Here is a 23,298-nt window from a genome sequence, read left to right as displayed (position 1 = left end):
CCCTGTCATCGCCGGGGCCGCGGGACCTGTCGGTCATTACCCTGACTGTCACCCGGGACGGGAGCAGCAGTGGTGTGCGGTCGCCGCAAAACCCCTGGGTACGGGCATGACTGTGGCGGATGCCGGCGCAGGGTGCCGGCATCCGCCACAGACCCTGTTCAGCGGACGGCGGCCTTCCGTCGAGGCCGCGCGATCACCGAGGAACGGCCGACCATGCTCGCGATCTCGGCGCGCGACGAGACGTTGAGCTTGGTGAAGATCCTGCCGAGGTGGGTCTCCACGGTCTTGTGACTGACGTCGAGCTGACGGGCGATCTGCCGGTTGGTCCGGCCCTGACTGACCAGACGTGCGATCTCGAACTCCCGCTGGCTGAGCATGTACTGCTCGGCCTGAGGCTCTGCCGTCGCGGCGGAGGCGGCCTGCAACTCGGCCCGCAGTTCCCGCACCCGTGGAGCGAGGTCGCGCGCTCCGCAGCCGGTGACCGCCGCCTCCGCGGCATCGAGATGCTTCTCGGCCCCGGCGGGAGCGCCGAGGGCCAGCAGCGCCTGGGACGCCAGCAGGTGTCCTGTCCCGGCCTCCATCACCTGCTCGTTCGCCGTGCCTGCGTCGATGGCCTCCAGGGCGTGGGCGAGGGCCTCGGCCGGGTCGTCGGCCACCCGGGCCCGAGCCGTCGCGACCGGCCCGGCCCCGCCCGGAAGTCCCAGCGTCTCGGCCGCGGCCTGGAGCCGGTCCACCCAGGTGCGGGCTTCGGCCCTGTGGCCCAGGGCGAGTTCCGAGCGGCCCATCAGGTCGTAGGCGCGGGGGTGGTCCCACAACGGGAGTTCGGGCAGCGCGGGGCCGCCCCCGGCGTCCAGGACGGCTGCCAGGCAGCAGGCGGGATCGTCGTTCGCGAGCAGTGCGGCGGCCTGTGCCAGCCGGGCCTGGCGCCAGGTGGGGCTGTCCGGGGTGACCGCTTCGCACGCGGCGCGGCTGTCGGCGAGGGAGTTCAGAACGGCCCCCTCGGCCAGTGCCGTCTGCGCGCGCAGGGTCAGTGCCATCGCGAGCAGGTCCTCGCAGCCCGGGCTCTGAGCCAGCCGTATCGCCTGCTCGGCATGGCTCCGGGCACTCTCGAGGTGCCGTTGCCGCAGGTGGACGGAGCCGAGCCCGACGAGCAACGGGATCGTCGACTGCCACTGGCCGTAGGCCTTGCTGAGGGCGAGGCCACGGCTGAAGTGCCGCGCGGCCTGTGCACGGCGTTCGAGATGGAGTTCGGCGAAGCCGAGGTGCCACACCGCGTCGAGTTCGTGGGCCAGCTGGTCGTCGGTCTGGCGGTCGATCAGCTGTGCCGCCTCGCTGGCGCTGCGCCCGGCGGTCACCGAAGCGCCCTTGGCGAGGGCGGCCGTGGCGTGGATGGCGAGGGCGAGCGACTGCAGCATCTGGTCGCCGCTGCCGACGGCTCCGAGCAGGGCGTCTTCGGACCACTCCCATCGCGTGTCCCAGACGGTGGTGGCCGCCAGGGCCAGCCGCAGCCTTGTGGAGCCCACCGTGGAGTCGCTGTGGGTCAGTGCCCGGTGCAGCACGGCGCGCGCCTCGGTGTACCGGCCGGCGTACTGGGCGAGGACGGCGTGGCACTCGACCGCCATGGCCGCGTCGGCGCTGACGTCCGCCTTGCCCTCGGCGAGCATGTCGCGCCGGCTCAGCGCCTCCCAGCCGTCGCTGAGGCGTCCGGTCAGCACGGCGCCGCGGGCCAGCGCGGTGAGCAGTTCGCGTCGTCGCTCACGGTGCTCGGAACCGTCGCCGGTGAGCCGCAACGCCGTGCGGTACCAGGCGGCGGCGGTGTCCGGGTCGCTCAGCTCGATGGCACGGGCCGCGGCGATCAGTACCGCGCCCCGTTCCGGCCCCTCGCCGCCGACCCGTTCCACGTGCTCGGCGATGCGGACAGCCGGCTGGTTCCGGCTGCGCAGTGCGTCGATGGCCCGGGCGTGCGCACCGAGCCGCCAGCCGTCCGGCGCGGTGCGGTAGACGACGCCGCGGACGACGGGGTGGCGGAAGCCGAACCGGGCGGGCACCATGGCCGCCTGGATCAGGTCCCGTGCCAGGAGTTCGTCGAGGGCGACCAGTACGGTCGGGTGGTCCAGCTCCGCGACCGCCGAGGCCACTTCGAGTTCGAACGTGTCACCCACGACCGCCGCCGACTGGGCCACGAGCCGGGCCGTGTCGGAGAGCCGGTCCAGGTCCATCAGCATGGGGGCGGCGAGCTCGACGGGGATCTCCGCGTCGGTCCTGAGCAGGGACTCGCCACGGCAGCCCGGTCCTTGGCAGAGCGACATCAGGAGTTGCAGACAGCGTGGATTGCCGCCGCTCTCCTGATGCAGCGTCATCTGGTGTCGGCCGCAGAGGCGTTCCGGGAACAGCTCCTCGACGGCTTCGCTGCCGAGCCCGGCGAGCGGGAGTTCCTCGATGTCCCACTGCGACCGCGCGGCACCGAGCGCGGCGAGCAGCCGGTTCGCGATTCCCCGGGGCCGGTACGCCAGCACGACGGTGAGGTCTGTTCGTGGCGGATGACGGAGCAGTTGCTCCAGGGCGATGTTGATCTGATGCGTCGCGTCGTGCAGGTCGTCGACCAGCAGCACCAGCCCGCCGGGCCCCGCGAGTTCGTGCAGCGGCGGGAGCGAGGTGAGGTGGTCGAATGGACCGTGCTGACGCTCCGCGGCGGTGCTGGCCACCACGGTGACGTCCGGAATCTCCGTCGCGAGGTCCAGGAATTCCGTCAGCAGCCGCGTCTTCCCCACACCTGCTTCCCCCGGAATCCTGATGAGTCCGGGCCGGCCGTGCCGATTATGGAGGGCTTTCGCAAGAGTGGTCAGCTCTCGCTGCCGCCCGGTGAAACATGTGCCGTTCATTGTGCCGGACAATGCCGATCCCCCGTTGCCAATAATTGCTTCGGTTTCCCTCTTCTGGTCATGAGGTTGTCGAACCGCGCACAAATGGCCGGCCAGGTGTCTTTGAAGAACAACGGGCGGCATCGGTCTCCCCGTACACGGGAGACGGCGGTTCATCCTTGGAACGAGCAAGAAAACACGGGACCCGAGCCGCGGCCCGCCGCGGGGCCGCGGCTCAATCCCCTGGCCATTTCCCTGAACGGAAACGGCGAAGCGAAATCCGTACCGATTCCCTACTCGGCCATGGCGTTGCGGAGACTCAGCGGGCGCATGTCGGTCCACACCTCTTCGACGTGGGCCAGGCACTCCTGTTTCGTGCCCGTCACGCCGACCTCCCGCCAGCCGTCCGGCAGTTCACGACCCGCCGGCCAGATGGAGTACTGCTCCTCGTCGTTGACCACCACGGTGTACGTGATCTCGTTGCCCGTCTCTGCCACGACTTCTCCCCGTTTTGGCGATTGATCCATCCGCGCAATGCGACGGTTCTGCACCAGGTGAGCGATCCACCTGTGCGCACATCACATTCAGGTCAGCACATGGGGGCCACAGTAATGACTCCCAAAAGGATGTGCCATTACTTTCCCAGGAGGATATGTGTCGCCTTTCAGCCACGCATCGACCGATGCGAAAGTGAACCGAGCGGAACACGAACCCGGGGGCACACACCACCCAGTCACCTCACGCAACGTTCCCCAGAGCTGGTCAGGCCCCGCCGGTGACGCCGTCTTAGATCCTGAGATAGCGAGCACCCGTTGTCAACATCAAGGACGGAAGAGCTAGTTCAGGCCAATCTCGCGGCAATGGCCCCTGCTGTGAGGCAGGATCACCCCTTGTGGGGACTACGAGGACATCGGGGGCAGTGCGGCACGTTCGGATTCGGCCAGGAGGATACAGAACTCGTTGCCCTCCGGGTCGGCGAGCACGACCCACCCCCAGCCGTTGGGCTTCCGGTGGTCGGCGACCAGGGAGGCGCCCAGCGCCAGCAGCCGCTCGACCTCGGCGTCCCGCGAGTTGTCGGGACGCAGGCACAGATGGAGGCGGTTCTTCCCCGCCTTCGACTCCGGTACCTCGTTGAAGTGCAGGGCCAGACCGCCGGGCAGCATGATCTCCGTCTCGTCGCTGCCCGGTTCGTCCTCGGGATCGAGTGGACGCCCGGTCACCTCGCTCCAGAAGCGGGCCAGTCGGTATGCGTTCGCACAGTCCACTGTCATGTTCGTCACCGTTGAAACCATGCGGGTGATCCTCTCCGAGCGAAGGGGCGGACGCCACCGGAAGTGCCGAAGCGGCGTGATGTCGCAGGCCGGCTCACGGACTTCGCGGGAAAGCGGCGGTCAGGGTGCGAGACCGAGGATCTCGTGCCCGGCGTCCCGCAGGGCGGCACACGCCTCGTGCCGGAGCGACCTCGGCACCAGCACCATGTCCGCATGGTAGGTGGAGGCCACGAAGACCGGCACGGCCGCGCCGGCCAGGGGGCTCACCACGGCGGCCAGCAGCCCCGGTACATCCAGTCCGTGTCCGGCATCGGCGTCGTACAGGCCGATCCACCGTTCGGCCTCCGGCGTGCCCGGGCCCGCCTCCCCGATCACGGTGAGGCCCTCCGGCGCCTGCACCATGGCATGCCATGACTCGTCCCCGGGCTCCCGGCGATCTGCGCGGTGTTCCAGAGCAAAGACCGGCTCCAGGATTCTCAGGCGGAGCACGCACCCGGCACTCGGTGTGGCGTCCGGCCGCCCGATGCCGTTCCGCGGGTGGCTGTCGAGGTCGAGCACGACGGCCGTCGTGTCCGGCGACGGCACGAATCCGAGCCGCTCATGGAGCTTCGCGGTGGCGCCGGCGGCTGCGTCGCACCAGACCACGTGACGGCCGTGCGCCCGGACCGCGGCGAAGAACCTCTCGTACAGCACGGTCGCCACGCCCCGCCGGCGCACCTGGGGGGCCACGGCGGCGTGGTGGACGTATGCAGCGCGCCGGTCGCTCTGCGAGAGGGAGCCGATCAGGAACCCCGCGAGTTCGCCGTCGGCGTTCTCGGCCGCAAAGCCGGTCGCCAGGAAGTCCTCGAAGAGGAACCTCGGCAGCGGTACCTCAGCACGTGCGTCGTGCGGCCCGACGCGCCAGGCATCGAGCGCGGAGAACACCTGTGGGTAGTCCTCGGCACGGGCGGGGCGGATGGTCAGATCCGCGGGGGTCTCTCTGGTCACCAGCCGAATATGGCGGTACGCGGGGGCGCTCCGACAGTCGGGAACTTCCCCGGCGGAGCCGACCCGCTGGAGTCGCCCGCGGTGCGCCTTCCTGCGGCGCGTCAGGGAAGTGCGACCTCGCCCGCGTGGACGGCACGCAGGGCGCGCTCGACAGTCTCCTCGTTCTCGCCGACCGGAGCCACGTAGCCGATGACGTCGCGCGCGGCGTCCTCCCCGAACATCCGGGTGAGCACCCACGTGGCGAGATACTGGGACGCCAGGCAGCCGCCCGCCGTGGCGATGTTCCCCTCGGCGCGGAACGGCGCGTCCAGCACGGTGACGTCGAGGGCTTCGACAAAGGGCCGGCTCCTCATGTCCGTGCACGCCGGCATGCCGTCCAGCAGCCCGAGCCGGGCGAGCACCAGCGCGCCGGAGCACTGCGCACCGATCAGCTGTCGCGACGGGTCGAGGGGCAGCCTGGAGATCAGCCGGTCGTCGGCGACCACGTCCCGCGTCTTCACCCCGCTGCCGATGACCACGACGTCGGCTTCGGTCACGAACTCCATGGGGCGCTGCCCGGTCACCTAGACGCCGTTCATCGACGTGACCACCGGCGCCGACGTCGTGATGAAGGCTTCCAGGCCGTCCTTACGGCACCGGTTGATCAGCGCGGACGCGATGAAGCTGTCCAGCTCGTCGAACCCGTCGAAGGTGACCACGGCTACCTGCATCACAACTCCCTCGAGTCGGCGTGAGATCTCCCGTCTCCCTGGCGCGCCGCTCCCGGGCGAGGGCCGAAGAGCGGCTGGTGGCATGCCGACGGACGGATGGCACGGTAGGAAGCCATCATGAACGATCTGCTCACCGAGGTCATCGAGGCCCATGGCGGGATCGGACGCTGGCAGGAGCTGACCCGGGCGCAAGCCACCCTCGTCAGTGGTGGCGACCTGTTCGCCGTCAAGGGCCTGCCGCAGGATGCCACGCCCCGCACGATGACCGTCCGGCTGCACGAGGAACACGCCTCGGTACAGCCCTTCGGCGCACCCGACCAGAAGACCGACTTCACGCCCGGACGCGTGCGCATCGAAAAGCTCGACGGGCACGTGGTGGCCGAACGCAAGGACCCTCGGACGTCGTTCTCCGGGCACACGCTGGAGACACCCTGGGACCCGCTGGACCGCGCCTATTTCAACGGCTATGCGTTGTGGACCTACCTCACCACGCCCTTCCTGCTGGCCATGCCCGGCTTCACGGTCACCGACATCGAGCCGTGGGGGGAGGGAGACGAGGTCTGGCCGGGTCTGCGCGCCGCCTTCCCGCTCCGGATCGCCAGCCACAGCGCCCACCAGGACTTCTACTTCGGTCCCGACCGGCTCCTGCGGCGCCACGACTACCACGTCGACGTGGCCGGCGGATTCGCCACCGCACAGTACGTCCACGACTACACGGAGGCGGACGGCATCCTGCTGCCCACCAGACGCCGGGCCTACCGCCGCGACACCGACGGTCGCCCGCTCATGGACCAGGTCATGGTTTCCATCGACCTCAGCCACGTCCGCTTCAGCTGACAGCGAGTGGCAGCCGCGCCGGGGCCGGCAGACGATGAGAGGGCTGCTCCCGCGCCGTGCCGCCAAGGAGGCCCGGACATGCGCTGGTGGTCGTCGCTGATCACGATCGGCCGGGACGGGCTACGCATCCAGCGGGCCTTCGCCGCCCCGCCGGCGATCGCACGGGCCGTACTGGCCGTGCTGCTCGCCACGGTCCTCGGCCGGCTGCTGGACGACCCGGTCGCCGGGTCCATGGCCGGCGTCGGTGCGTTCATCTGCGGTATCGGCACCCTGCTGAGCCCGCTGCGCCACCCTGTGGTGAACGCGCTCGGGATGGCCGCGGCCTTCGGCACGATGGCGGTGCTGGGGGCCCTGGTGCACGGCACCACCTGGTTGTTCCTGCTGCTGCTCGCGGTTTCGGCGTTCGCCGCTGGGCTGTGGTGGACGCTGGGCGTCGCGCCCGGCATCCGGGGTTGCCTCGCGGTCATCGGGCTGATGATCACAGCTGATCTCGCGCCCGACGTGCACGGCGGGCTGGTGATGGCGGGGTGGATCGCGGTCGGGACCGGACTCGTCGTGGTGGTGCAGCTGCTCCCGCCGTACGGTCCGCGGTTCGCCGCCCAGCGCCGTGCCCTGGCGGCCCTGTACCAGTCGCTCGCCGAGGCCTCGCTCGCGGCCGGCTCCCCCGCCTTGGGCCGGTCCGCTCCGTTCACGGCGGCCCGGCAGGCACTGGAGCTGCTGCCGCAGTTCAGCCGGCCGGCGGCGGCAGCCATGTTCGGGCTGCTGGGAGAGGCGGAGCGCGTCCGCCGCGCGCTGCAGACCGTGCGGACGACGGCACCCGCCACGGCAGCAGCTGGCGGCCAGGAGTCACTGGCCGCCGCACAGGTGCTGGGCGACATCTCGCGTACGGTCGCCGCCGGCCGCCTGCACCGCACCCCCGAGGAGGTCTGGAACCTCCTGGAGTCGTGGGCGGCCGCCTCGCCCGTGCGCAGCCCGCGCGACCTGGCCGCGCGGCTGCGGCTGGCCGAGCAGTTGGCCGGGCGCTCGACCGAGGACCGCGTCGGCGATGTACTGGAACCCCACACCGAGGTCCCGGGGCCCGCGGCGTGGGCGCGCGCCGCCGACACGGTGGTCGGCGCCGCGCTCGCCGTTCTCGTCTTCCTGGTCTGGCCGACCTGGTCCACCCGTCGGCTGCCGGGCCTTCTCGCGGAGTGGCTGCGGGTGCAGGACCGGCTGCTCCCCGAGCTGCTGACCGGCTACGCCGACGTCGGGGCGACCGACCTGGGAGCCATCGACGAGCTGCGAGCGCGGTCACGCCAGGTCAGGGAGCACCTGGAGGCCGCGGTGGAACAGTCGCACGCCGAGCCGGCCGAGCACCGCGGCCCCTGGTCGAGTGCGCAGCTGGAGCAGATCAGGACCCAGGTGTCCACGGTCGCCGGACGTGCCACCCTGCTGCGTGAACACCTGCCGCAAGCCCCGCAGGACACCGTGCCGGAGCTGACCGAACTGGCCGATCCGCTGCACGAACACCTCGCCGCCCTGGCCCGCGCCGCCTCCGGAGCGGAGACCGTGGCCCCGGGAGCACTGCGATCGGTGTTCGACTCCTTCACCGCCCGCTCCGGCCTGCTGGCCGAGACGTACGACGGCTCCGGCAACGCCGCGACCAGCCGCGCCGTCGCCCTCAGCACCGCGACCGTCGACGCCGTCGAGGCCCTCACCGTCACCATCGCCTCCCGCCACCGCCACCGTCGCCACGCGGCAGCCTGAAGCTCCGCAGAGTCGCCGTCCGCCCCGAGCGTGGGGGGATGGCCGTCCCCTGCGCTCACCAGCGGATGATGTGGTCCGGCGGATACGGAGTGGTCAGCGTGACGGGTGGGCCTCCGCCCCCTGCTGCCATCGGTTGCGCGTAGAGGTACGGAACCGGACTCGGTGAGGTGGGAGGGAAGCCTGGCATGGCGGCGTCGAGATGGGCATCCAGGCTCAGCGCGGCACTGACGAGGGCGAGATGGGTCAGCGCTTGGGGGAAGTTGCCGAGTTGCTCGCCGGTGAGCCCGATCTCCTCGGAGTACAGACCGAGATGATTGGCGTAGGTCAGCATCTTCTCGAAGACGAGTCGCCCTTCACGCAGATGTCCGGCGCGAGCGAGAGCTTCGACGTACCAGAACGTACAGGCCGAGAAGGTGCCTTCGGAACCGAGCAGCCCGTCCGGCGAGGCAGCGGGGTCGTACCGGTATACGAGGCCGTCGGACACGAGGTCCTTCCTGATCGCGTCCAGGGTCGAGAGCCACCGCGGATCCTGCGGGGGGATGAACCCCACCGCGGGCATCCGAAGCAGCGCGGAGTCCAGGACGTCGCTGCCCAGGTACTGCGTGAACGCGGCACGCCCCGGACTCCAACCTCGCCGCTGGATCTGCCAGTAGATGGCATCGCGTTCCTTCGTCCAGCGCTGCATCTCGGCGGGGCGGCCGTTCCGGGTGGCCATGCGGATGGCCCGGTCCAACGCGGTCCAGCTCATGAGCCGTCCATAGGTGAAGTCCTTGTCACCGCCCCGCGTTTCCCAGATACCGGCTTCGGGACCGTCCCAGTTCTCGCACACCCAGTCCACCGTGTTGATCAGCGCCTGCCAGATGCGGCAGGTGGCCGGCAGCCCTCGCTGGTCGGCGAAATGAAGGCACTCCAGTGCCGATCCGTAGATGTCGAGCTGCAACTGGTCAGCGGCACCGTTGCCGACCCGCACCGGAGCGGAGGACCGGTAGCCTTCCCAGTGTCCCAGGGTCTCCTCCGCCAGGTCGGAGGAGCCGTCGACGCGGTACATGACCTTCAGTGGGTGCTCGCCCGGACCGGTGTATTCCTGAACGCGGTCGCCCAGCCACTCCGTGAACGCCACGGCTTCCTCGGTGAATCCCAGTCCGAGCAGCGCGTGCAGGGACAAGGAGGCATCGCGTACCCACGCGTAGCGGTAATCCCAGTTACGCTCGCCTCCGACCTGTTCCGGCAGACTGGTGGTCGGAGCCGCAACCATGGCTCCGGACGGGGCGTACGTCATGAGTTTGAGCGTCATGGCGGAGCGGTTGACCATCTCCCGCCACCGTCCGGTGTAGCGCGACCGCGCCAGCCAGTTGTGCCAGAAGGCGATGGTGTCTTCCAGGAGCCGCTCGCATTCCTCCGGCGAAACGATGTGCGGTGGACCGTCAGCGACCGTCTCCAGCACCAGTCCGCGGGTCATACCGGCTCGCAGCCCCACGGTCATGCACACGTCATCGGCGCGAATCCTCCGGTCACGCGCGCACTCGTCGTCGAGCGCGTCCACCACGTGTACGGCCACATCCGTGTCCCGGCCGACAAAACGCCAGCCACCCCTGTGGGAGGTGACCTCGTGCGGTTGCTGCGCGTAGTCGAACCGAGGGGCGATCTCGATGTCGAACGAGATCTCACCGCGTGTGCACCGCAACATACGGACCAGCCGGTGATTGCTCGTCGGACTGCGCGGCGAGGCAGGCGGCATGAAGTCCACGACCGATCCGACGCCTTGTTCGGTCATGAACCTGGTCAGCAGCACACAGGTGTCCGGGTAGTACAGCTGCTTCGTCGCGTACGTCCGTGCCTGGGGAGTGATCGTCCAGTGCCCGCCGTTCTCACCGTCGAGCAGTGCTCCGAAGACACTCGGCGAATCGAATCGCGGGCTGCAGAACCAGTCGATCGTTCCCTCGGTGGAGACCAGCGCGGCCGTCTGCAGGTCACCGATGAGTCCGTGGTCTTCGATCAGCGGGTGTTCTCTCATGGGGGCCTCTTCCCATTTCGCCTGGCGTCAGCGGTGACGTCGCTGCTACCGGCCATGCCGCTGGCGGACACACGATGCGCTCCCCCTTCCAGACTGCCCGGCGCGCCCGGGGTGCGCATCACTCCCGGAGGCGGACCACCAGCGCGCTACTGTCCGTGGCGGAGATGATGCGCGGGCACGTGCCGTCGGCAGCCCCGAGCCGGAAGGTCGATTGATCATGGGCACACACTTCGACGTCGTCGTCCTGGGCGCCGGGCCGCGCCGATACACGGCCGCTGTCCGATCGGCGCAGCTGGGCCTGCGCACGGCAGTCGTCTAGGAGCGCTACTGGGGCGGGGTCTGCCTCAACGTGGGCTGTATCCCCTCCAAGGCGCTGCTGCGCAACGCCGAGCTGGCGCACATCTTCACCCAGGAGGCCAAGACCTTCGGCATCGAGGTCGACGGCCAGGTCCGCTTCAACTACGCCGAGGCGTTCCGGCGCAGCCGGCGGGTCGCGGACGGCCGGGTCAGGGGTGTCCACTACCTGATGAAGTGTCCTCGTCGCCCGGTCACACCCTTGTTCCCGTCGGCAGCATCGCACGGGCGATGCCGGTGAGGTTGCCCTGCAGGACGAGGATCTCCCTGCGGTCGGAGCCGTCGAGACCGGCCGCGTAGACGTTGCCGGCCAGGTCGGTCACGTACATGCGGTCGTCGTCGGGGTCGAGGGTGAGGCCGATGCCTTCCATGAGGTGGGTCAGCAGGATCTCGGGCGTGCGCGGCCCGTCCGGCGGGTGCAGCGGCGCGCGGTTGACGGTGTTGCCTCGCGGCGGGTCTCCGCGGTCCGTCCAGTAGAGCATCTGCTGCAGGGGGTCGAGTTCCAGGTCGATCGGTTCCGGCAGTCCTTCGAACAGCACCTCGATGTCGCCGCGTTCGGCCGCGCTCTGTCCGGCGGGCAGGTCGATCCCGGCCCGCAGGATCTTCCCGAGGCCCGCGTCGCTGGGGCCCTTCTGGCTCCAGTAGAGGTGTCCGCCGACCGGGTCGACGGCGACTCCCACGCACCACCTGGTTTCGTCGCGGCGATCGTCCGCTCCCTGTCCGGCCTGCACGAGGGTCTCGACGTGCGAGCCGTCGAGGTCGCAGCGCATCACGCGCATGCCCTCGCGATCACCCCAGTACAGCTTCCGGCCGGCGGCCTCGAAGTGGAGCTGTTTCGGTGTGTGCGTGACACCGCTCGGGACGATCGTCGTCCGGTTGCCTCCGTCCAGGTCCACGCGCTCGATCGAGCCGTCGTTCTCCGGTGGAACCCCCATGTTCGTCCAGTAGACATGACCGGCCGCTGCATCGACGGCGACCCCGTCGGGGATCCTGCACCCGGTGACCAGGACTTTCTTGTCCGAGCCGTCGGGGTTCACCGAGAACAGGCGACCGCCGCTGCTGGCCTCGAGCACGAACAGTCTCTCCTGGTGCTGGGGCACGGTCACTCCTCCGCCTCGGGGCCGGACGGATCGTGCTCGGCGCGTACGGCGAGCAGAGCGGACAGCATCGCGTCGCGCCGGGCGGCCAGTTCGTCGACCGAGTGGCCGTCTGCCTCCTCCAGGACACCGGCCACGATCTTCTCCTTGAGCTCGGGTGTGAACTCGGGGGTGCCCAGTTCGTGCCAGGACGCCACCATCCGTGGCATGAGGGTGTCCATGAAGTGCTGGATGCCGCCCTCTCCTCCGCCCAGATGCCACAGCAGATGGGGGCCCATGACACCCCATCTCAGCCCCGGCCCCCAGGACACCGCGTCATCGGAGTCGGCGACGTCGAGCACCCCCTCCTGGACCAGGTACACGACCTCGCGGTACAGCGCGGCCTGGATGCGGTTGGCGACGTGCCCGGGCAGTTCCTTCTTCAGGTGGATCGGCTTCTTGCCGATCGCGGCGTAGAAGGCCATGGCGTCCCGGATCGTCTCCGGAGCGGTCCTCGTCCCGCCCACGACCTCGACCAGCGGGACGATGTGCGGCGGGTTGAACGGATGGCCGATGACGGTCCGCTCCGGGTGCCGGCACTCTGCCTGGATGACGCTCATCGTGATGCCCGACGAACTCGACGCGATGATCGCGTCCGCAGGTGTGGCGTCGTCGACGTCGGCGAACAGCCTGACCTTGAGCTCCGGGCGCTCCGGCGCGTTCTCCTGCACGAAATCGGCGTCCGCGACGGCCTGACGCAGGTCCGCGGTGAAGCTCAGACGATCGAGCGACGCTGACGGCGCGAGCCCGATCGAAGCGGCCGCGTCCCACGCCCCCTCCACGTACGACCGCAGGGCCGTCTCCGCGTCCGGTGCCGGATCGGTGGCCGTGACATCGAAGCCACGGACGAGAAAGTGCGTCGCCCAGCTCGCACCGATGGTGCCGGTGCCCACGATCGCCACACGGCGGACGGGTTGGTGCGCATTCATGGCTGATCACTGCTCCTGGGAGTCGGACACGGGCTGTCGACGGAGGTAGCCGGCATCAGCGGCCGTGTCAGACGGGAGCGCGCCTCTCGGCGAACGCCCGCGCGCCTTCCCGCGCGTCCTCGCCGGAGAACAGCCCGCTCGTGAGCGCGTCCTGGCGGGTGAAGGCGTCCCTCTCGTTCGGGCCCTGCGTTTCGCGCAGGACCTCCTTGACGGCCGCCAGCGCCAGCGGTGCGTTTCGCGCGAGGCGCCCCGCCAGCTCCCGGGCGACGTCCAGCGCGGCGCCCGGTGGGGTCAGCTCGTTGACGAGGCCGTACTCCTTGCCTTCGGCGGCGGTCAGCGGCTCGCCCGTGAGCAGTACGCGCGCGGCGACGTGGTACGGGAGGCGGCGCGGCAGCCTGACCAGTCCGCCCCCCGCCGCCACGAGACCGCGCGTGACCTCGGGAAGCCCGAACCGGGCGTCTTCCGCGGCGACGATCAGGTCGCAGGCGAGCACCATCTCGAAGCCGCCGCCGAGCGCCCAGCCCTCGACCGCGGCGATCAAGGGCTTGCGCACCGTCGTGCCGGTGAGCCCGCCGAATCCGCGGCCGGGGATCACGGGCATCTCGTCCTTGGCGCATGCCTTCAGGTCCATGTCGGCACTGAACACACCGCCCGCGCCCGTGAGGACGGCGACCGACAGCTCCCGGTCCACGTCGAGCAGATCCAGGGCCGCCGCGAGCTGTACCGCGGCCGCGTGGTCCATGGCGTTCTTCTGCGCCGGGCGGTTGAGGGTGATGGTCAGCACGCCGCCGTGGCGCTCGTGGAGCACCAGGTCGGACGCCTCGGACGCCGTGCTCATCGCGGCGCCTCCCCTGCCGTCGCGCCCGGGACGGCTCCCTTGGCGCGCAGCTCGGCGATCTCGGTGGGTCCGAATCCCAGCTCGGCGAGGATCTCGTCGTTGTGCTCGCCCAGGTCCGGCGCCCGCTTCGCCGGCACCTTCGGCACCCCTCTGAGGTTGACCGGGCTGCTGATCGTCTCCTCCAGCCCGCTGACTCCTTCCAGCGGCACGACGATGTCGTTCGCGCGCAGTTGCGGGTCCTGCGCCGCCTCCTCCGGCGTCTGGATGAGGCTGTAGGTGACGCGTTCTCGGCCCAGGGCGTCCTTCCAGTGGGCGAAGGGCCGCGTGCGGAACTCGGTGTCGAGCAGCTCGCTCAGCGCGGCGGAGTTCTTGACGAAGCCCTCGATGTCCGCGAAGCGGGGGTCTTCGAGCAGCTCGGGGTGCCCGATGGCCCGTGTCAGTCCCGGCCAGTGCGGGGGTGAGGCGACCAGCATGAACCACTCGTCGTCCGCGGTCCGGTAGGGGTTGATCAGCGGGTTCGCCGGCGCGTTGCGGTCGTGCAGTTCGAACGGCGTGCCGTCGGCGAGCGCGCCGGCCACGAGCGTGCCCGTGGCCCAGACGCCCATGGCGAGCAGCGACGTCCCGACACTGGCTCCTTGCCCCGTGCGCTCACGGCGGTACAGGGCGGTCACGATCGCCGCGTAGATGCCGATCGCCGACATGTAGTCGCCGCTGCCCCAGACCGGCACCGTCGGCGGGGCTCCCGCGTCCCGGGTGGAGGCCAGCAGCCCGCTGCGCGACCATGCGGCGGTCAGGTCGAAGCCCGGCTGCCCGGCGTCGGGGCCGGTGTCCCCGAAGCCGGTGATGTCGGCGTAGACGACCCTCGGGTTCCAGCCCGCGACCTCGTCGTAGCCGAGATGCAGCTTCTCGCGCGTGCCGTGCGGGAAGTTGGTGATCACCACGTCGGCCCACTCGACGAGGCGCTTGAGGACCTCGGTGGCCGCCGGTGACTTCAGGTCGATCACCATGCCCCGCTTGTTGCGGTTGGCGAGGTGCCAGCTGTAGTTGGCCCGTGCCCGGGGGCTGGGCGGCACGGAGCTGAGCCGTCGCTGGGGGTCGCCCTTCCCGGGCGGCTCGATCTTGATGACGTCCGCTCCGAAGTCGGAGAGCATGGTGGCCGCGGCCGGTGCGGCGATGAAGCTCGACGCGTCGAGGACCTTCAGACCGGTGAAGACGGATTCGGTGGTCATCTTCGTCACCTCACGAAGGCGCTCAGGCCGTCGGTCACGGCACGTCCGACGATGAGGGTCTGGATCTCCCGCGTGCCCTCGTACGAGTAGATGGCCTCGGCGTCGGCGACGAAGCGGCCGATCTTGTAGTCGAGGAGGATGCCGTTGGCGGCCAGCAGTTCCCGCGCCCATCCCACGTTCTCGCGCATCCGCATGGTGCAGTAGGCCTTCGCCAGGGCGGAGTGCTCGTCCCGGTACACCCCTGCGTCCTGCAGCTGGGCCAGGCGCGTCACCATCCCGCATGATGCCGTGGCGTTGCCGAGCATCCTCACCAGCAGGTCCTGCACGAGCTGGAAGCTGCCGATCGGGCGCTCGAACTGCTCGCGCTCCTTCGCGTACTGCAGGGCGATCTCGTAGGCGGCGAACATCACTCCCACGGCCTGCCACGCCACGCCGCTGCGTGTCTGGCGCAGGATCTTGGCGGTGTCCTTGAACGAATTCGCGTTCTGCAGCCGGTTGGCCTCCGGGACGCGGCAGCCGTCGAGGACGATGTCGGCGTTCTGCACGATCCGCAGGGCCATCTTGTTCTCGATCTTCGTCGCGGTGAACCCGGGAGTGTCCTTCTCCACGACGAAGCCGAGCACGTGGCGGGTCTCGACGTCGCGGGCCCAGATGACCACCAGGTCGGCGAACGTCGCGTTGCCGATCCACCGCTTGGCTCCGTCGAGGATCCAGTCGTCGCCGTCGCGGCGCGCGGTCGTCCGCAGACCGCCGGCCACGTCCGAGCCGCCGTGCGGTTCGGTCAGCCCGAAGGCGCCGATCTTCTCGAAGCGGCTCATCGCCGGCAGCCACCGCCGCTTCTGTTCGTCGGAGCCGCAGGTGACGATGGTGCCCATGGCCAGACCCGTGTGCACGCCGGCGAACGTCGCCACGGACGCGTCGACGTGCGCCAACTCCATTGCCATGAGGCCCGCGAGGAGGTTGCTCGGCCTTGATTCCGGGGAGTCCGGGTCGGCCCAGTCCACCAGACCGAGCCTCCCGAAGCCCTCGACCAGCTGGAAGGGGAACTCGGCCCGGGCCCAGTAGTCGTCGACGATCGGGGCGACCTGCGTGCGGAGGAACGCGCGGAGGGACTCGATCTTCGCCCGCTCGCTGTCCGACAGCAGTTCCTCGTAGGCGTAGAAGTCGGCGGGCAGCAGCCCTTCGTCCAGGTAGGGGCCGGACGGTGTCGGCAAGGTCGTCGTGCCGGTCATGGCATCTCCCTCAAGCACTGTGGGGCGTGGCCCGGCGATCCGCGCCCGGCGTTTCGGTTCCCGGCGCGATTAAATGCAGATCCGGGTCCCGGTCCCCAGGACCGGCACCGCCCAGGGGTGCCGTGTCGCCACGGACCACCCCATTGGCCCGTCGCGGCCGGTGCGGGAGAGGTCAGGCAGGGCTGGGGGACTGCCGGAACATCCGGTAGAACTCCCCTGCGGGCCTGACATTTCCCGCGGCCGCGAGGCCGGTCCTTGCAAGAAGGCCGCTCGGAGTGGCGGAATGAGGAGGTAATCGCAGCGTCGGACCACCCGGTGGTGACCGTCACGCGGTTCGCGGCATGGGCTGGAGGGCACATGGCGATCGATTGGCAGGACTTCGCGCAACGGATGGCGTCGATGGCCCGTGACCTGCTGCGGCAGGAGTCGGACACCGCGACACTGCAGCGGATCGCGTCGTCGACGGTGGACGCTGTCGAGGGTTGTGACTCGGCAGGCATCCTGCTCCGGCACGGCGACAAGGTGGAGACGCTGGCCTCCACGGGCCTGCTGGCGGCGGAGTCCGACCGCCTGCAGGAACGGCTCGCCGAGGGACCCTGTTTCGAGATCGCCCGCCCGGAGGGCAACGCCCACGTCTTCCGCATCGAGGATCTCACCGACCACGAGCAGCGATGGCCCCGCTATACGCCCGCGGCACGCAAGCTGGGCGTCGGAAGCATGATGGGCTTCCTGTTGTTCGCCGACGACGAGGAGTTCGGCGCACTGAATATGTATGCATTCCGACCGGGGGCTTTCAACGAAGTCAGTGAGACCGCCGGGGTACTGCTGGCCTCACATGCCGCTGTCGCGCTCGCCGGCGCACGCACGTACACACAGCTGCACAGCGCGCTCACCACGCGCCACACCATCGGCGAAGCCATGGGGATCGTCATGGAGCGTTATCACCTCGACGAGGACCGTGCCTTCGCCGTGCTGCGGGAGCTTTCGCAGAAACGCAATGTCAAGCTCCGGCTGATCGCTCAGCAGGTGTGCGAGAGCGGCGGCGTCGACGACTGACGCCGTCTCGCCCTGCGGGGGCTTCAGTCGGTGGGCGGGAGCAAGGTGCCCAGCGGTCCGAGGTCGAGGTTGAGGTCCGCCATGGTCAGTCCGTACTGGGCGCACAGGTCGCTCATCCGGTCGTGGAGGACCATGAGCGTCGCTCCCAGGCGTTCCTCCTGTTCCTCGGTGAGATCGCCTTGGTCGACACGGTGCAACGCCTGGCGTTCCATGAGCTGGCGCAGCAGCTCGACGAGAGTGAGGACCAGCTTGATGAGGTCGCGTTCCACCGTGTCCGGGTCGGAGCTGATCCGCTGGGCCGGGGACCGCGCGCGCCCACCGGGTTGCGGGGTGAGGTCGTGGGGTGCTGCAGGCAGCAGACGGAAGGCTCGCACGGCGGCATCCGCGACCTCGTCGTATCGCCGCGCCGGCTCGTTCTCGCCCTCACTCTTCATGGTCGCCGCCTGGGAGCGGGGCTGTCCGCGGCCATGGTGAGGGATTCTCAGCACTGATCGAAACAATCAGAGCGCGCAGCGAAACACGTACCAGGTCGATATCCGCGATGGACAACACGACGTCACCGGTGAGCACGACTCCACCGCTGAGAAGTCGGTCCAGGAGATCGATGAGCGCGACCTGCCGCTCAGGCAGCCGCTCCTCCGGTGGCGAGCCGGGCGTGATCACGGGGGCACGCTCTCCGCGGCGGCGTCGGACGCACCAGGTGGCGCGGCGAAGGAGTACGGCGCCCACGGCCCGGTGATCTCGACCCGGACCCCGTACAGTCCGTCGGCGGCACGTTTCACATCCGCCTGGAACTCCTCGCACCGCTCCAGCGACACGAGGTACGCGTCATTGACGACGTTCTCGCCGGTCCCCTTGGCGAGAACGCCCTGCTGTACCCGGTGCCGGACCCGTTCGGCGGCGTGCTCGCTCCCCGCGGCCTCCACCCGCTCGGCGGCCGTCCGCGCCGCCTGGTACACGCTGTCGCGCACGCCCCGTTGTTGCCTGCGGTCGCGGAGGTAGGCGCGCCCCGGGCTCAGGCCTGTCGCGGGAGCGGTCGGGGCGGCGGGGACCGCGGAGGGCTCGACATAGATCTTGACCCCCCACTCGACGTGGCCGGCGAGTCCGGCCAGCCGCCCCGCGAACATCGCCCGCCTGGATTCCAGCATGTCCCGAGCCCTGCCGTCGTCGAGGTAGACGGTTGCCAGGCGCAACGGAAGAACGGTGGTGCGGGCGGCGACGGCCTCTATGACACCGTGGTGCGCGCGGGCCACCACCTCCAGCCAGTCCAGGTCCTCCAGGTGTTGCTTGAGGACCTCCTCCTGGAAGTCGAGTGCGGGCACGTGGCTCGCGACGAGCGCCAACTGATCGTCGTGGGCGTCGTGGACGAGATGGACGGGGGCGCCCGTGACACCGCGGAGCGCGGCGGACGGCTCCTCCAGCCCTTCGGCGTTGCGTGCCACGGCGTACACGTAGGTCATGAAGTCACTCATCACGCGTGCTTCCTCGACGACGGCCGTCGGTCTTCTCCTGCGGCGCCTCTTCGTGCGCGGTCAGTGACCTGTCCTGGCGGAGAGCATCGATCTCGGCGCGCAACCGGCGGTTCTCCTCGGCGAGGGAACGCTCGTCCCTGGCCCGGGACGACAGCGCGGGATCGTGCTCCCACCAGTCGATGCCCATTTCCTTCGCCTTGTCGACCGAGGCGACCAGGAGGCGGAGTTTGATCGTCAACAGCTCGATGTCGAGGAGATTGATCTGGATGTCGCCCGCGATGACGATGCCTTTGTCGAGCACGCGTTCAAGGATGTCGGCAAGGTTGGCGGAGGAGCCCTGCCCGTACGGCGGTGCTGCTCTGGACGGGTAGGACCCGAGCCTGTTGGCCAGGGGTTCAGTCACGATGGCGGCCTCATGTTTCCTCGTACCGGATCAGGTCTGTCCGCCCTGTCGGTCGGCTCGGAAGGCTCGGATCTCCTCCAGCCGGTCGAGCAGTTCGTCCTCCTGCCGGTCGAACGTCTCCTCGTCGATGTCGCCTGCGAGAAGCCGCCGCTCCAGCTCTGCGAGTTCGCGGTGCACCGGTGCCGGGTCGTAGTACTCGTCCTCGGCCGCCTCCAGGACGCGGTCCACCACCCACACGACGCCGCGCACCGGCGCCAGGGGAAAGGTGACGATCTGCGTGAGCAGGCCCATGAGGACCTCCTTCAGACGAAGCTGTCTTCAGACGAAGCTGTAGGGCGGGAGAGGGCCGTGCAGCCGAAAGTCGAAGTCGTCGCCCCATTGGTCGGCAACGCTCGTCTCCGTGCTGAGGAATGCCTCTTCCTGGCCCTCGGTCACCAGGAACGACGCGCTGACGAAGTCCGAACCGGTCGGCTGGGAGGCCTCGATCTCCCGGGCGAACGGCCGCAGTGTTCCCACGACCTCCTCGGCCAGTACCTCTTGTCGTGCCTGCACCTCCTGGGCCACCAACTCACCCAGTCGGAGCGGCGCGTCAGGGCCCGCGGTACCGCCGCGGATCTCGTCGTTGAGCTCTCGCGCCACGCTCGACTCCTGAAGGATCTGATGCAGCAGCGCGTCCTCCTCCTGCGACACCTTCAGGTGGTACTCCGCGCACCCCTCCAGTGCTTGAAGCCGCTGGACGTACTCCTCGCCATACTGCTCCAGGGCGAGCCGGACGGCTTCGTCGTCCGCGGCCATGAGGCCGAACCTCATCGGCAGCACGGTGCCGTCCGCCATGAGGCGCTCCTGCACCTCCTGGTGGGCGGTGATGTCACGGCGTTTGGGGCGCAGGTCCTCGGAGGCGTCGCTGACGACAGCACTCAGCGGGCCAGCCGTCACTGTCCGCAGGGCGGCCGGCGACTCTCCGACGCCCCTGAGGTCGCCGATACGGAGAGGGTGCTGCTTGCCCGTGATCGAGTAGATGTATACGGCCATGGCTCAGTCCTTCTCGCGGGTCGAGCCCCTTTCCCGCTCATGTCGCGCGCTGCGCCGAACCGGCCGCCGGCGCCTCTCCACGGGTTCCCTTTCCTCGCGCTCGTCTTCCCCTTCCGCGTCTTCTTCTTCCTCCTCGTCGCCGCTGTCACGGTCGGTGACGCCTTTGAGGGAATCGGTGACCGCTTCCACGGCGCCGGTGAGGGCGCCTTTCGACTTGCCTTTCGCTCCGCTCTCCAGCGACTCCCCGACGATGTCGGTCAGCTGGCTCGGTGCCTTCCTCCCGGCTTCGAGATCAAGACGGTTGCATGCCTCGGCGAAGCGCAGATAGGTGTCGACGCTGGCCACGACGACACGGGCGTCGATCTTGAGGATCTCGATCCCCACCAGCGAGACGCGGACGAAGACATCGATCACAAGCCCGCGATCAAGAATGAGTTCCAGAACGTCATAGAGGTTGCCGGTGCCACCGCCCCGGGCGACACCACCACCTCCTCCTTGCGGCACCACCGTCATGGTGCCTCCCTTCACCGGCTGTGCCTTCCTCAGCACCGCCGGTCGATCTGCCCACGGGTGTAACGACGCGTCCGTTCGTACCCCACGAGATCACCCTCCTTGTCGAGGGTGACTCGGTACGTGGCCATCACGCTGGTGGTGTCGGGTACGCGTTCCAGTTCGAGTACCTCCACGTGGGCCTCCCAACCATCCTCGGTCGGTTTCAGCGCCGAGACGGACTCGGGGGCCCGCCCGAGCAACTCGGCCAGCTGCTCAGCGGCGGAACGCATGGCCCAGGCCGCGTTGGCCTTGCCGGAGCGGCGTCGGGAGTCACCCGTGGCCCCGCGGTCGGTGCGGCGGCTACCGCTGGACCGCCGCCTGGCGGGATCTGCTTCGGCCATGACCTCTCCGAGGATCGCAGCGGACGCCACATTCCACGCGTGAACATACAATTTCATCATATAGGGGCGTATGCCGCGTTGTGTGGACGACCGCACAGGAATCCGCCCGATGGGCTTGTGCGGCCGGGGCGCAGCAGGCTCCGTGACGCGTCACGGGCGATCCCGCCTCTTCAATCGCGGGCTGGGCAGGGGGTGTTGGCCCGGATACGGGCGTGACCATCTGCCCTTTCCGAAGGGAACCGGCTCATGAATGAATCGACGAAGATCGCCCTCGCCGCCGCGGTCGCAGGTGGCTACGTACTCGGACGAGCGAAGAAAGGCCGTCTCGCCTTCGCGGTGGCAACCTATCTCGCCGGCCGTCGCTTTGGGCTCGACCCTCAGCAGCTTGTCACGGACGGTCTGCGCAAACTCGGGGATGTGCCCGGGGTCGCCGAGCTGAACGAGCAGGTGCGCGGCGAGCTGCTGGATGCCGGACGCAAGGCCCTGGCCGCCACCGCCGACCGACGCCTGGCCGACCTCGCCGATTCCCTTCATGAGCGGACCCTTCGCATGGGCGAGAAGGAGGAGAGCGGGTACGAGGAGGGGGAGGAACCTGAGGAGGGCGAGGGCGAGGAGCAGTACGAAGACGAGGAGGAGGAGCCGGAAGAAGAAGAGCCGGAGGAAGAAGAGGAAGAGGGGGAACCCGAGGAGGAGGCGGAGGAAGAGCCGCCACGGCGCCGTAGCCGCACGGCGAGGACCGCTGCGAGGAAGCGGGCGGCCAAGCCCCCTCCCCGTAGGCCGGCCGCCAAGAAGGCTGCTCCCGCCAGGAAGAGGGCACCGGCGAAGAAGACCACGGCGCAGAGGCCCGCGGCCAAGAAGACGGCGGTGAAACGAGCGGCGAAAAAGGCCCCGGCGAAAAAGGCGGCAGCCAAGAAGACGACGGCCAGGAAAGCACCCGCGAAGAAGGCCCCGGCCAAGAAGGCGGCGCGGGCGAAGAAGACGACCGCCAAGAAGACTGCCACGCGGCGGAGGTAGGCCATGGCCAGCAAAGTTCGTGACACCGACCAGGAAGCGGGCTCCGGTCTGGAACTCCTGCGCGATGAGCTCGCCGACTACCTCGGTGCTCAGGTGGAGCATCTGGTGGACAGGGCCGGGGAGAAGCTGGCAGATGTCACCGACCAACTCCTCGACGTGGCCGAGAACGGCGGACCCCTTCTGGGTCTCGGCGGACGCATCCTCCAAGGCGACTCCCCGGTGAAGGCTCTCGTCGGAGAGAAAGCCAAAGGCCTCAAGGACAGCGTGCTCGGAACCATTCGGAATGCGTTCGGTGGTGGAGGCGGACACAAAGCCGGAAGCACCAAGGTGATGAACATCATTGAAGTCCTCGACGTGGGTGTGCCCCTCCGCACGACCTACAACCACTGGACCCAGTACGAGGAGTTCAGCGGCTTCACCAAGGGGGTGCGCAGTGTGTCGCAGCACGACGAGACCAGCAGCGACTGGAAACTGAAGGTCGGGCCCTCGACTCGCGGCTGGAAGGCGACAGTTCAGGAACAGGTTCCGGACGATCGGATCCTGTGGACCTCCGAGGGCGCGAAGGGAAGCACCCGCGGCTGCGTGAGTTTCCACGAACTCACGCCCACCTTGACCCGCATCGTGCTCGTCGTCGAGTACTACCCCTCGGGTCTGTTCGAGAAGACCGGAAACCTGTGGCGTGCACAAGGGCGCCGACTTCGGCTGGACTTCAAGAACTTCCAGCGGTACGTCACGTTCGCGGACGAGGAAGTCGAGGGCTGGCGGGGAGAAATCCGCGACGGCGAGGTGGTCCGGAGCCACGAGGAGGCGCTGGAAGAGGAGGAAGCGGAAGACGGAGAAGCGGGAGAGGAGGAAGAAGGCTACGACGACGAAGAGGCCCCCGACGACGAAGAGGGGTACGACGAGGGTGAGGAGGACGAGGAGGAGTACGACGAGGAAGAGCGATGACGGGGCGCAGCGGAAGGACGGCAGGTGAGAGTGTCCCGGGATTCCCGGCGTCTACCTGGCTCGCTGCAGAGGATCAGAGGAGAATAGGGAACATCAGGGATTCGATGAAGAGGCGAACCGAGATGGGCACGAACAAGAGGATCAAGGCGAAGGCCGAGCAGACCAAGGGACGGGTCGAGGAAGTCGCGGGGCGGGCCGTCGGGAATGAGTCGATGGCAGCGAAGGGGCACGCCGAGAAATCCAAGGGAGATCTCCGCGAGGCCAAGGAAAGGGCGAAAGGTAGCGCGCGCAAGGCGAAGGACACCTTGGAGCCGTAGCCGGAAAGTGTAGGCCGAT

At 69.1% G+C, this 23,298-nt stretch carries 24 protein-coding genes and 2 pseudogenes; 7 read left to right on the top strand and 19 right to left on the bottom strand.

Going from position 1 to position 23,298, the window contains the following annotated elements; genetic code table 11:
• Positions 1 to 158 precede the first annotated feature (158 nt).
• The 5 genes and pseudogenes from ABZ471_RS11025 to ABZ471_RS11005 all read right to left on the bottom strand — a co-directional run bounded on the left by ABZ471_RS11025 (position 159) and on the right by ABZ471_RS11005 (position 5,829).
• Positions 159 to 2,882: a LuxR C-terminal-related transcriptional regulator gene (locus tag ABZ471_RS11025; protein ID WP_359064780.1), complete on the bottom strand. Its 2,724-nt coding sequence runs from the start codon at positions 2,880 to 2,882 to the stop codon at positions 159 to 161.
• Positions 2,883 to 3,154: 272 nt separating this feature from the next.
• A complete protein-coding gene (locus tag ABZ471_RS11020; RefSeq protein ID WP_359064778.1) occupies positions 3,155 to 3,358 on the bottom strand; it encodes an MbtH family NRPS accessory protein in 204 nt (67 codons plus the stop codon).
• Positions 3,359 to 3,760: 402 nt separating this feature from the next.
• Entirely contained in the window at positions 3,761 to 4,153 is a 393-nt protein-coding gene (locus ABZ471_RS11015; RefSeq protein WP_359064775.1) for a VOC family protein, read from the bottom strand.
• A 99-nt stretch (positions 4,154 to 4,252) separates the two neighbouring features.
• Positions 4,253 to 5,119 (bottom strand): GNAT family N-acetyltransferase, encoded by an 867-nt coding sequence (locus ABZ471_RS11010; RefSeq protein WP_359064773.1) that lies wholly within the window; start codon positions 5,117 to 5,119, stop codon positions 4,253 to 4,255.
• Positions 5,120 to 5,220: 101 nt separating this feature from the next.
• Positions 5,221 to 5,829, bottom strand: a pseudogene (locus ABZ471_RS11005) (DJ-1/PfpI family protein).
• A 117-nt stretch (positions 5,830 to 5,946) separates the two neighbouring features.
• On the opposite strand from ABZ471_RS11005, the gene ABZ471_RS11000 reads away from it, so the two are divergent.
• Entirely contained in the window at positions 5,947 to 6,666 is a 720-nt protein-coding gene (locus ABZ471_RS11000) for a hypothetical protein (protein WP_359064771.1), read from the top strand.
• 78 nt (positions 6,667 to 6,744) lie between these two features.
• The gene (locus tag ABZ471_RS10995) at positions 6,745 to 8,412 is read left to right on the top strand and encodes a hypothetical protein (protein ID WP_359064769.1); all 1,668 of its coding nucleotides are present in this window, start codon (positions 6,745 to 6,747) and stop codon (positions 8,410 to 8,412) included.
• Positions 8,413 to 8,467: 55 nt separating this feature from the next.
• Here ABZ471_RS10995 and ABZ471_RS10990 read toward each other — a convergent pair whose 3' ends face one another.
• Complete coding sequence (locus ABZ471_RS10990) at positions 8,468 to 10,426, bottom strand: glycoside hydrolase family 15 protein (protein WP_359064767.1); 1,959 nt, start codon at positions 10,424 to 10,426, stop codon at positions 8,468 to 8,470.
• A 217-nt stretch (positions 10,427 to 10,643) separates the two neighbouring features.
• On the opposite strand from ABZ471_RS10990, the pseudogene ABZ471_RS10985 reads away from it, so the two are divergent.
• Positions 10,644 to 10,958 (top strand): annotated as a pseudogene (locus tag ABZ471_RS10985) (FAD-dependent oxidoreductase); the annotation flags it as partial.
• Positions 10,959 to 10,974: 16 nt separating this feature from the next.
• On the opposite strand, the gene ABZ471_RS10980 reads toward ABZ471_RS10985, so the two are convergent.
• From ABZ471_RS10980 to ABZ471_RS10960, 5 genes are all read right to left on the bottom strand, one after another.
• Positions 10,975 to 11,880, bottom strand: coding sequence for a 3-hydroxyacyl-CoA dehydrogenase (locus ABZ471_RS10980; protein ID WP_359064765.1), 906 nt, complete (start codon positions 11,878 to 11,880; stop codon positions 10,975 to 10,977).
• 2 nt (positions 11,881 to 11,882) lie between these two features.
• Positions 11,883 to 12,845: a 3-hydroxyacyl-CoA dehydrogenase NAD-binding domain-containing protein gene (locus ABZ471_RS10975; RefSeq protein ID WP_359064763.1), complete on the bottom strand. Its 963-nt coding sequence runs from the start codon at positions 12,843 to 12,845 to the stop codon at positions 11,883 to 11,885.
• 67 nt (positions 12,846 to 12,912) lie between these two features.
• Positions 12,913 to 13,683 (bottom strand): crotonase/enoyl-CoA hydratase family protein, encoded by a 771-nt coding sequence (locus ABZ471_RS10970; RefSeq protein WP_359064761.1) that lies wholly within the window; start codon positions 13,681 to 13,683, stop codon positions 12,913 to 12,915.
• Positions 13,680 to 14,912: a CoA transferase gene (locus ABZ471_RS10965; RefSeq protein ID WP_359064759.1), complete on the bottom strand. Its 1,233-nt coding sequence runs from the start codon at positions 14,910 to 14,912 to the stop codon at positions 13,680 to 13,682. The genes ABZ471_RS10970 and ABZ471_RS10965 overlap by 4 nt, the downstream gene beginning before the upstream one ends.
• Positions 14,913 to 14,917: 5 nt before the next feature.
• Positions 14,918 to 16,144, bottom strand: a complete 1,227-nt coding sequence (locus tag ABZ471_RS10960) for an acyl-CoA dehydrogenase family protein (RefSeq protein WP_359064757.1) — start codon at positions 16,142 to 16,144, stop codon at positions 14,918 to 14,920.
• A 357-nt stretch (positions 16,145 to 16,501) separates the two neighbouring features.
• Between ABZ471_RS10960 and ABZ471_RS10955 the strand changes: the two genes are divergently transcribed.
• The gene (locus ABZ471_RS10955) at positions 16,502 to 17,200 is read left to right on the top strand and encodes a GAF and ANTAR domain-containing protein (RefSeq protein ID WP_359064755.1); all 699 of its coding nucleotides are present in this window, start codon (positions 16,502 to 16,504) and stop codon (positions 17,198 to 17,200) included.
• Between the two features lie 23 nt (positions 17,201 to 17,223).
• On the opposite strand, the gene ABZ471_RS10950 is transcribed toward ABZ471_RS10955, so the two are convergent.
• Genes ABZ471_RS10950 through ABZ471_RS10915 form a run of 8 tightly spaced genes read right to left on the bottom strand, consistent with a single transcriptional unit; the run spans position 17,224 to position 21,000 of the window.
• The gene (locus ABZ471_RS10950; RefSeq protein ID WP_359064753.1) at positions 17,224 to 17,634 is read right to left on the bottom strand and encodes a gas vesicle protein K; all 411 of its coding nucleotides are present in this window, start codon (positions 17,632 to 17,634) and stop codon (positions 17,224 to 17,226) included.
• Positions 17,624 to 17,863 (bottom strand): gas vesicle protein, encoded by a 240-nt coding sequence (locus ABZ471_RS10945; RefSeq protein ID WP_359064751.1) that lies wholly within the window; start codon positions 17,861 to 17,863, stop codon positions 17,624 to 17,626. The genes ABZ471_RS10950 and ABZ471_RS10945 overlap by 11 nt, the downstream gene beginning before the upstream one ends.
• Positions 17,860 to 18,672 (bottom strand): GvpL/GvpF family gas vesicle protein, encoded by an 813-nt coding sequence (locus ABZ471_RS10940; protein WP_359064749.1) that lies wholly within the window; start codon positions 18,670 to 18,672, stop codon positions 17,860 to 17,862. Before ABZ471_RS10940 ends, ABZ471_RS10945 begins: the two co-directional genes overlap by 4 nt.
• On the bottom strand, positions 18,665 to 19,075 hold the full coding sequence (locus tag ABZ471_RS10935; RefSeq protein WP_359064747.1) for a gas vesicle protein: 411 nt from the start codon (positions 19,073 to 19,075) through the stop codon (positions 18,665 to 18,667). The genes ABZ471_RS10940 and ABZ471_RS10935 overlap by 8 nt, the downstream gene beginning before the upstream one ends.
• 30 nt (positions 19,076 to 19,105) lie before the next feature.
• Positions 19,106 to 19,366, bottom strand: coding sequence for a gas vesicle protein GvpG (locus ABZ471_RS10930; protein WP_359064745.1), 261 nt, complete (start codon positions 19,364 to 19,366; stop codon positions 19,106 to 19,108).
• Positions 19,367 to 19,393: 27 nt separating this feature from the next.
• Positions 19,394 to 20,107 (bottom strand): GvpL/GvpF family gas vesicle protein, encoded by a 714-nt coding sequence (locus ABZ471_RS10925; protein ID WP_359064743.1) that lies wholly within the window; start codon positions 20,105 to 20,107, stop codon positions 19,394 to 19,396.
• Between the two features lie 3 nt (positions 20,108 to 20,110).
• A complete protein-coding gene (gene gvpJ, locus ABZ471_RS10920; RefSeq protein WP_359064741.1) occupies positions 20,111 to 20,620 on the bottom strand; it encodes a gas vesicle protein GvpJ in 510 nt (169 codons plus the stop codon).
• A gap of 29 nt (positions 20,621 to 20,649) precedes the next feature.
• Positions 20,650 to 21,000 (bottom strand): gas vesicle protein, encoded by a 351-nt coding sequence (locus tag ABZ471_RS10915; RefSeq protein WP_359064739.1) that lies wholly within the window; start codon positions 20,998 to 21,000, stop codon positions 20,650 to 20,652.
• A 246-nt stretch (positions 21,001 to 21,246) separates the two neighbouring features.
• Between ABZ471_RS10915 and ABZ471_RS10910 the strand changes: the two genes are divergently transcribed.
• From ABZ471_RS10910 to ABZ471_RS10900, 3 genes are all read left to right on the top strand, one after another.
• The gene (locus tag ABZ471_RS10910; RefSeq protein ID WP_359064737.1) at positions 21,247 to 22,014 is read left to right on the top strand and encodes a histone protein; all 768 of its coding nucleotides are present in this window, start codon (positions 21,247 to 21,249) and stop codon (positions 22,012 to 22,014) included.
• 3 nt (positions 22,015 to 22,017) lie between these two features.
• Complete coding sequence (locus tag ABZ471_RS10905) at positions 22,018 to 22,962, top strand: SRPBCC family protein (RefSeq protein ID WP_359064735.1); 945 nt, start codon at positions 22,018 to 22,020, stop codon at positions 22,960 to 22,962.
• A gap of 122 nt (positions 22,963 to 23,084) precedes the next feature.
• Entirely contained in the window at positions 23,085 to 23,279 is a 195-nt protein-coding gene (locus ABZ471_RS10900) for a CsbD family protein (RefSeq protein WP_359064838.1), read from the top strand.
• The last annotated feature ends 19 nt before the right edge of the window (positions 23,280 to 23,298 follow it).

Origin of the sequence: Streptomyces sp. NPDC005728, from assembly GCF_040630895.1 — a bacterium.
Taxonomy (GTDB): domain Bacteria; phylum Actinomycetota; class Actinomycetes; order Streptomycetales; family Streptomycetaceae; genus Streptomyces.
The sequence above is the reverse complement of the archived record's forward strand: the minus strand, read 5'-3'. Positions and strand labels throughout refer to the sequence as shown.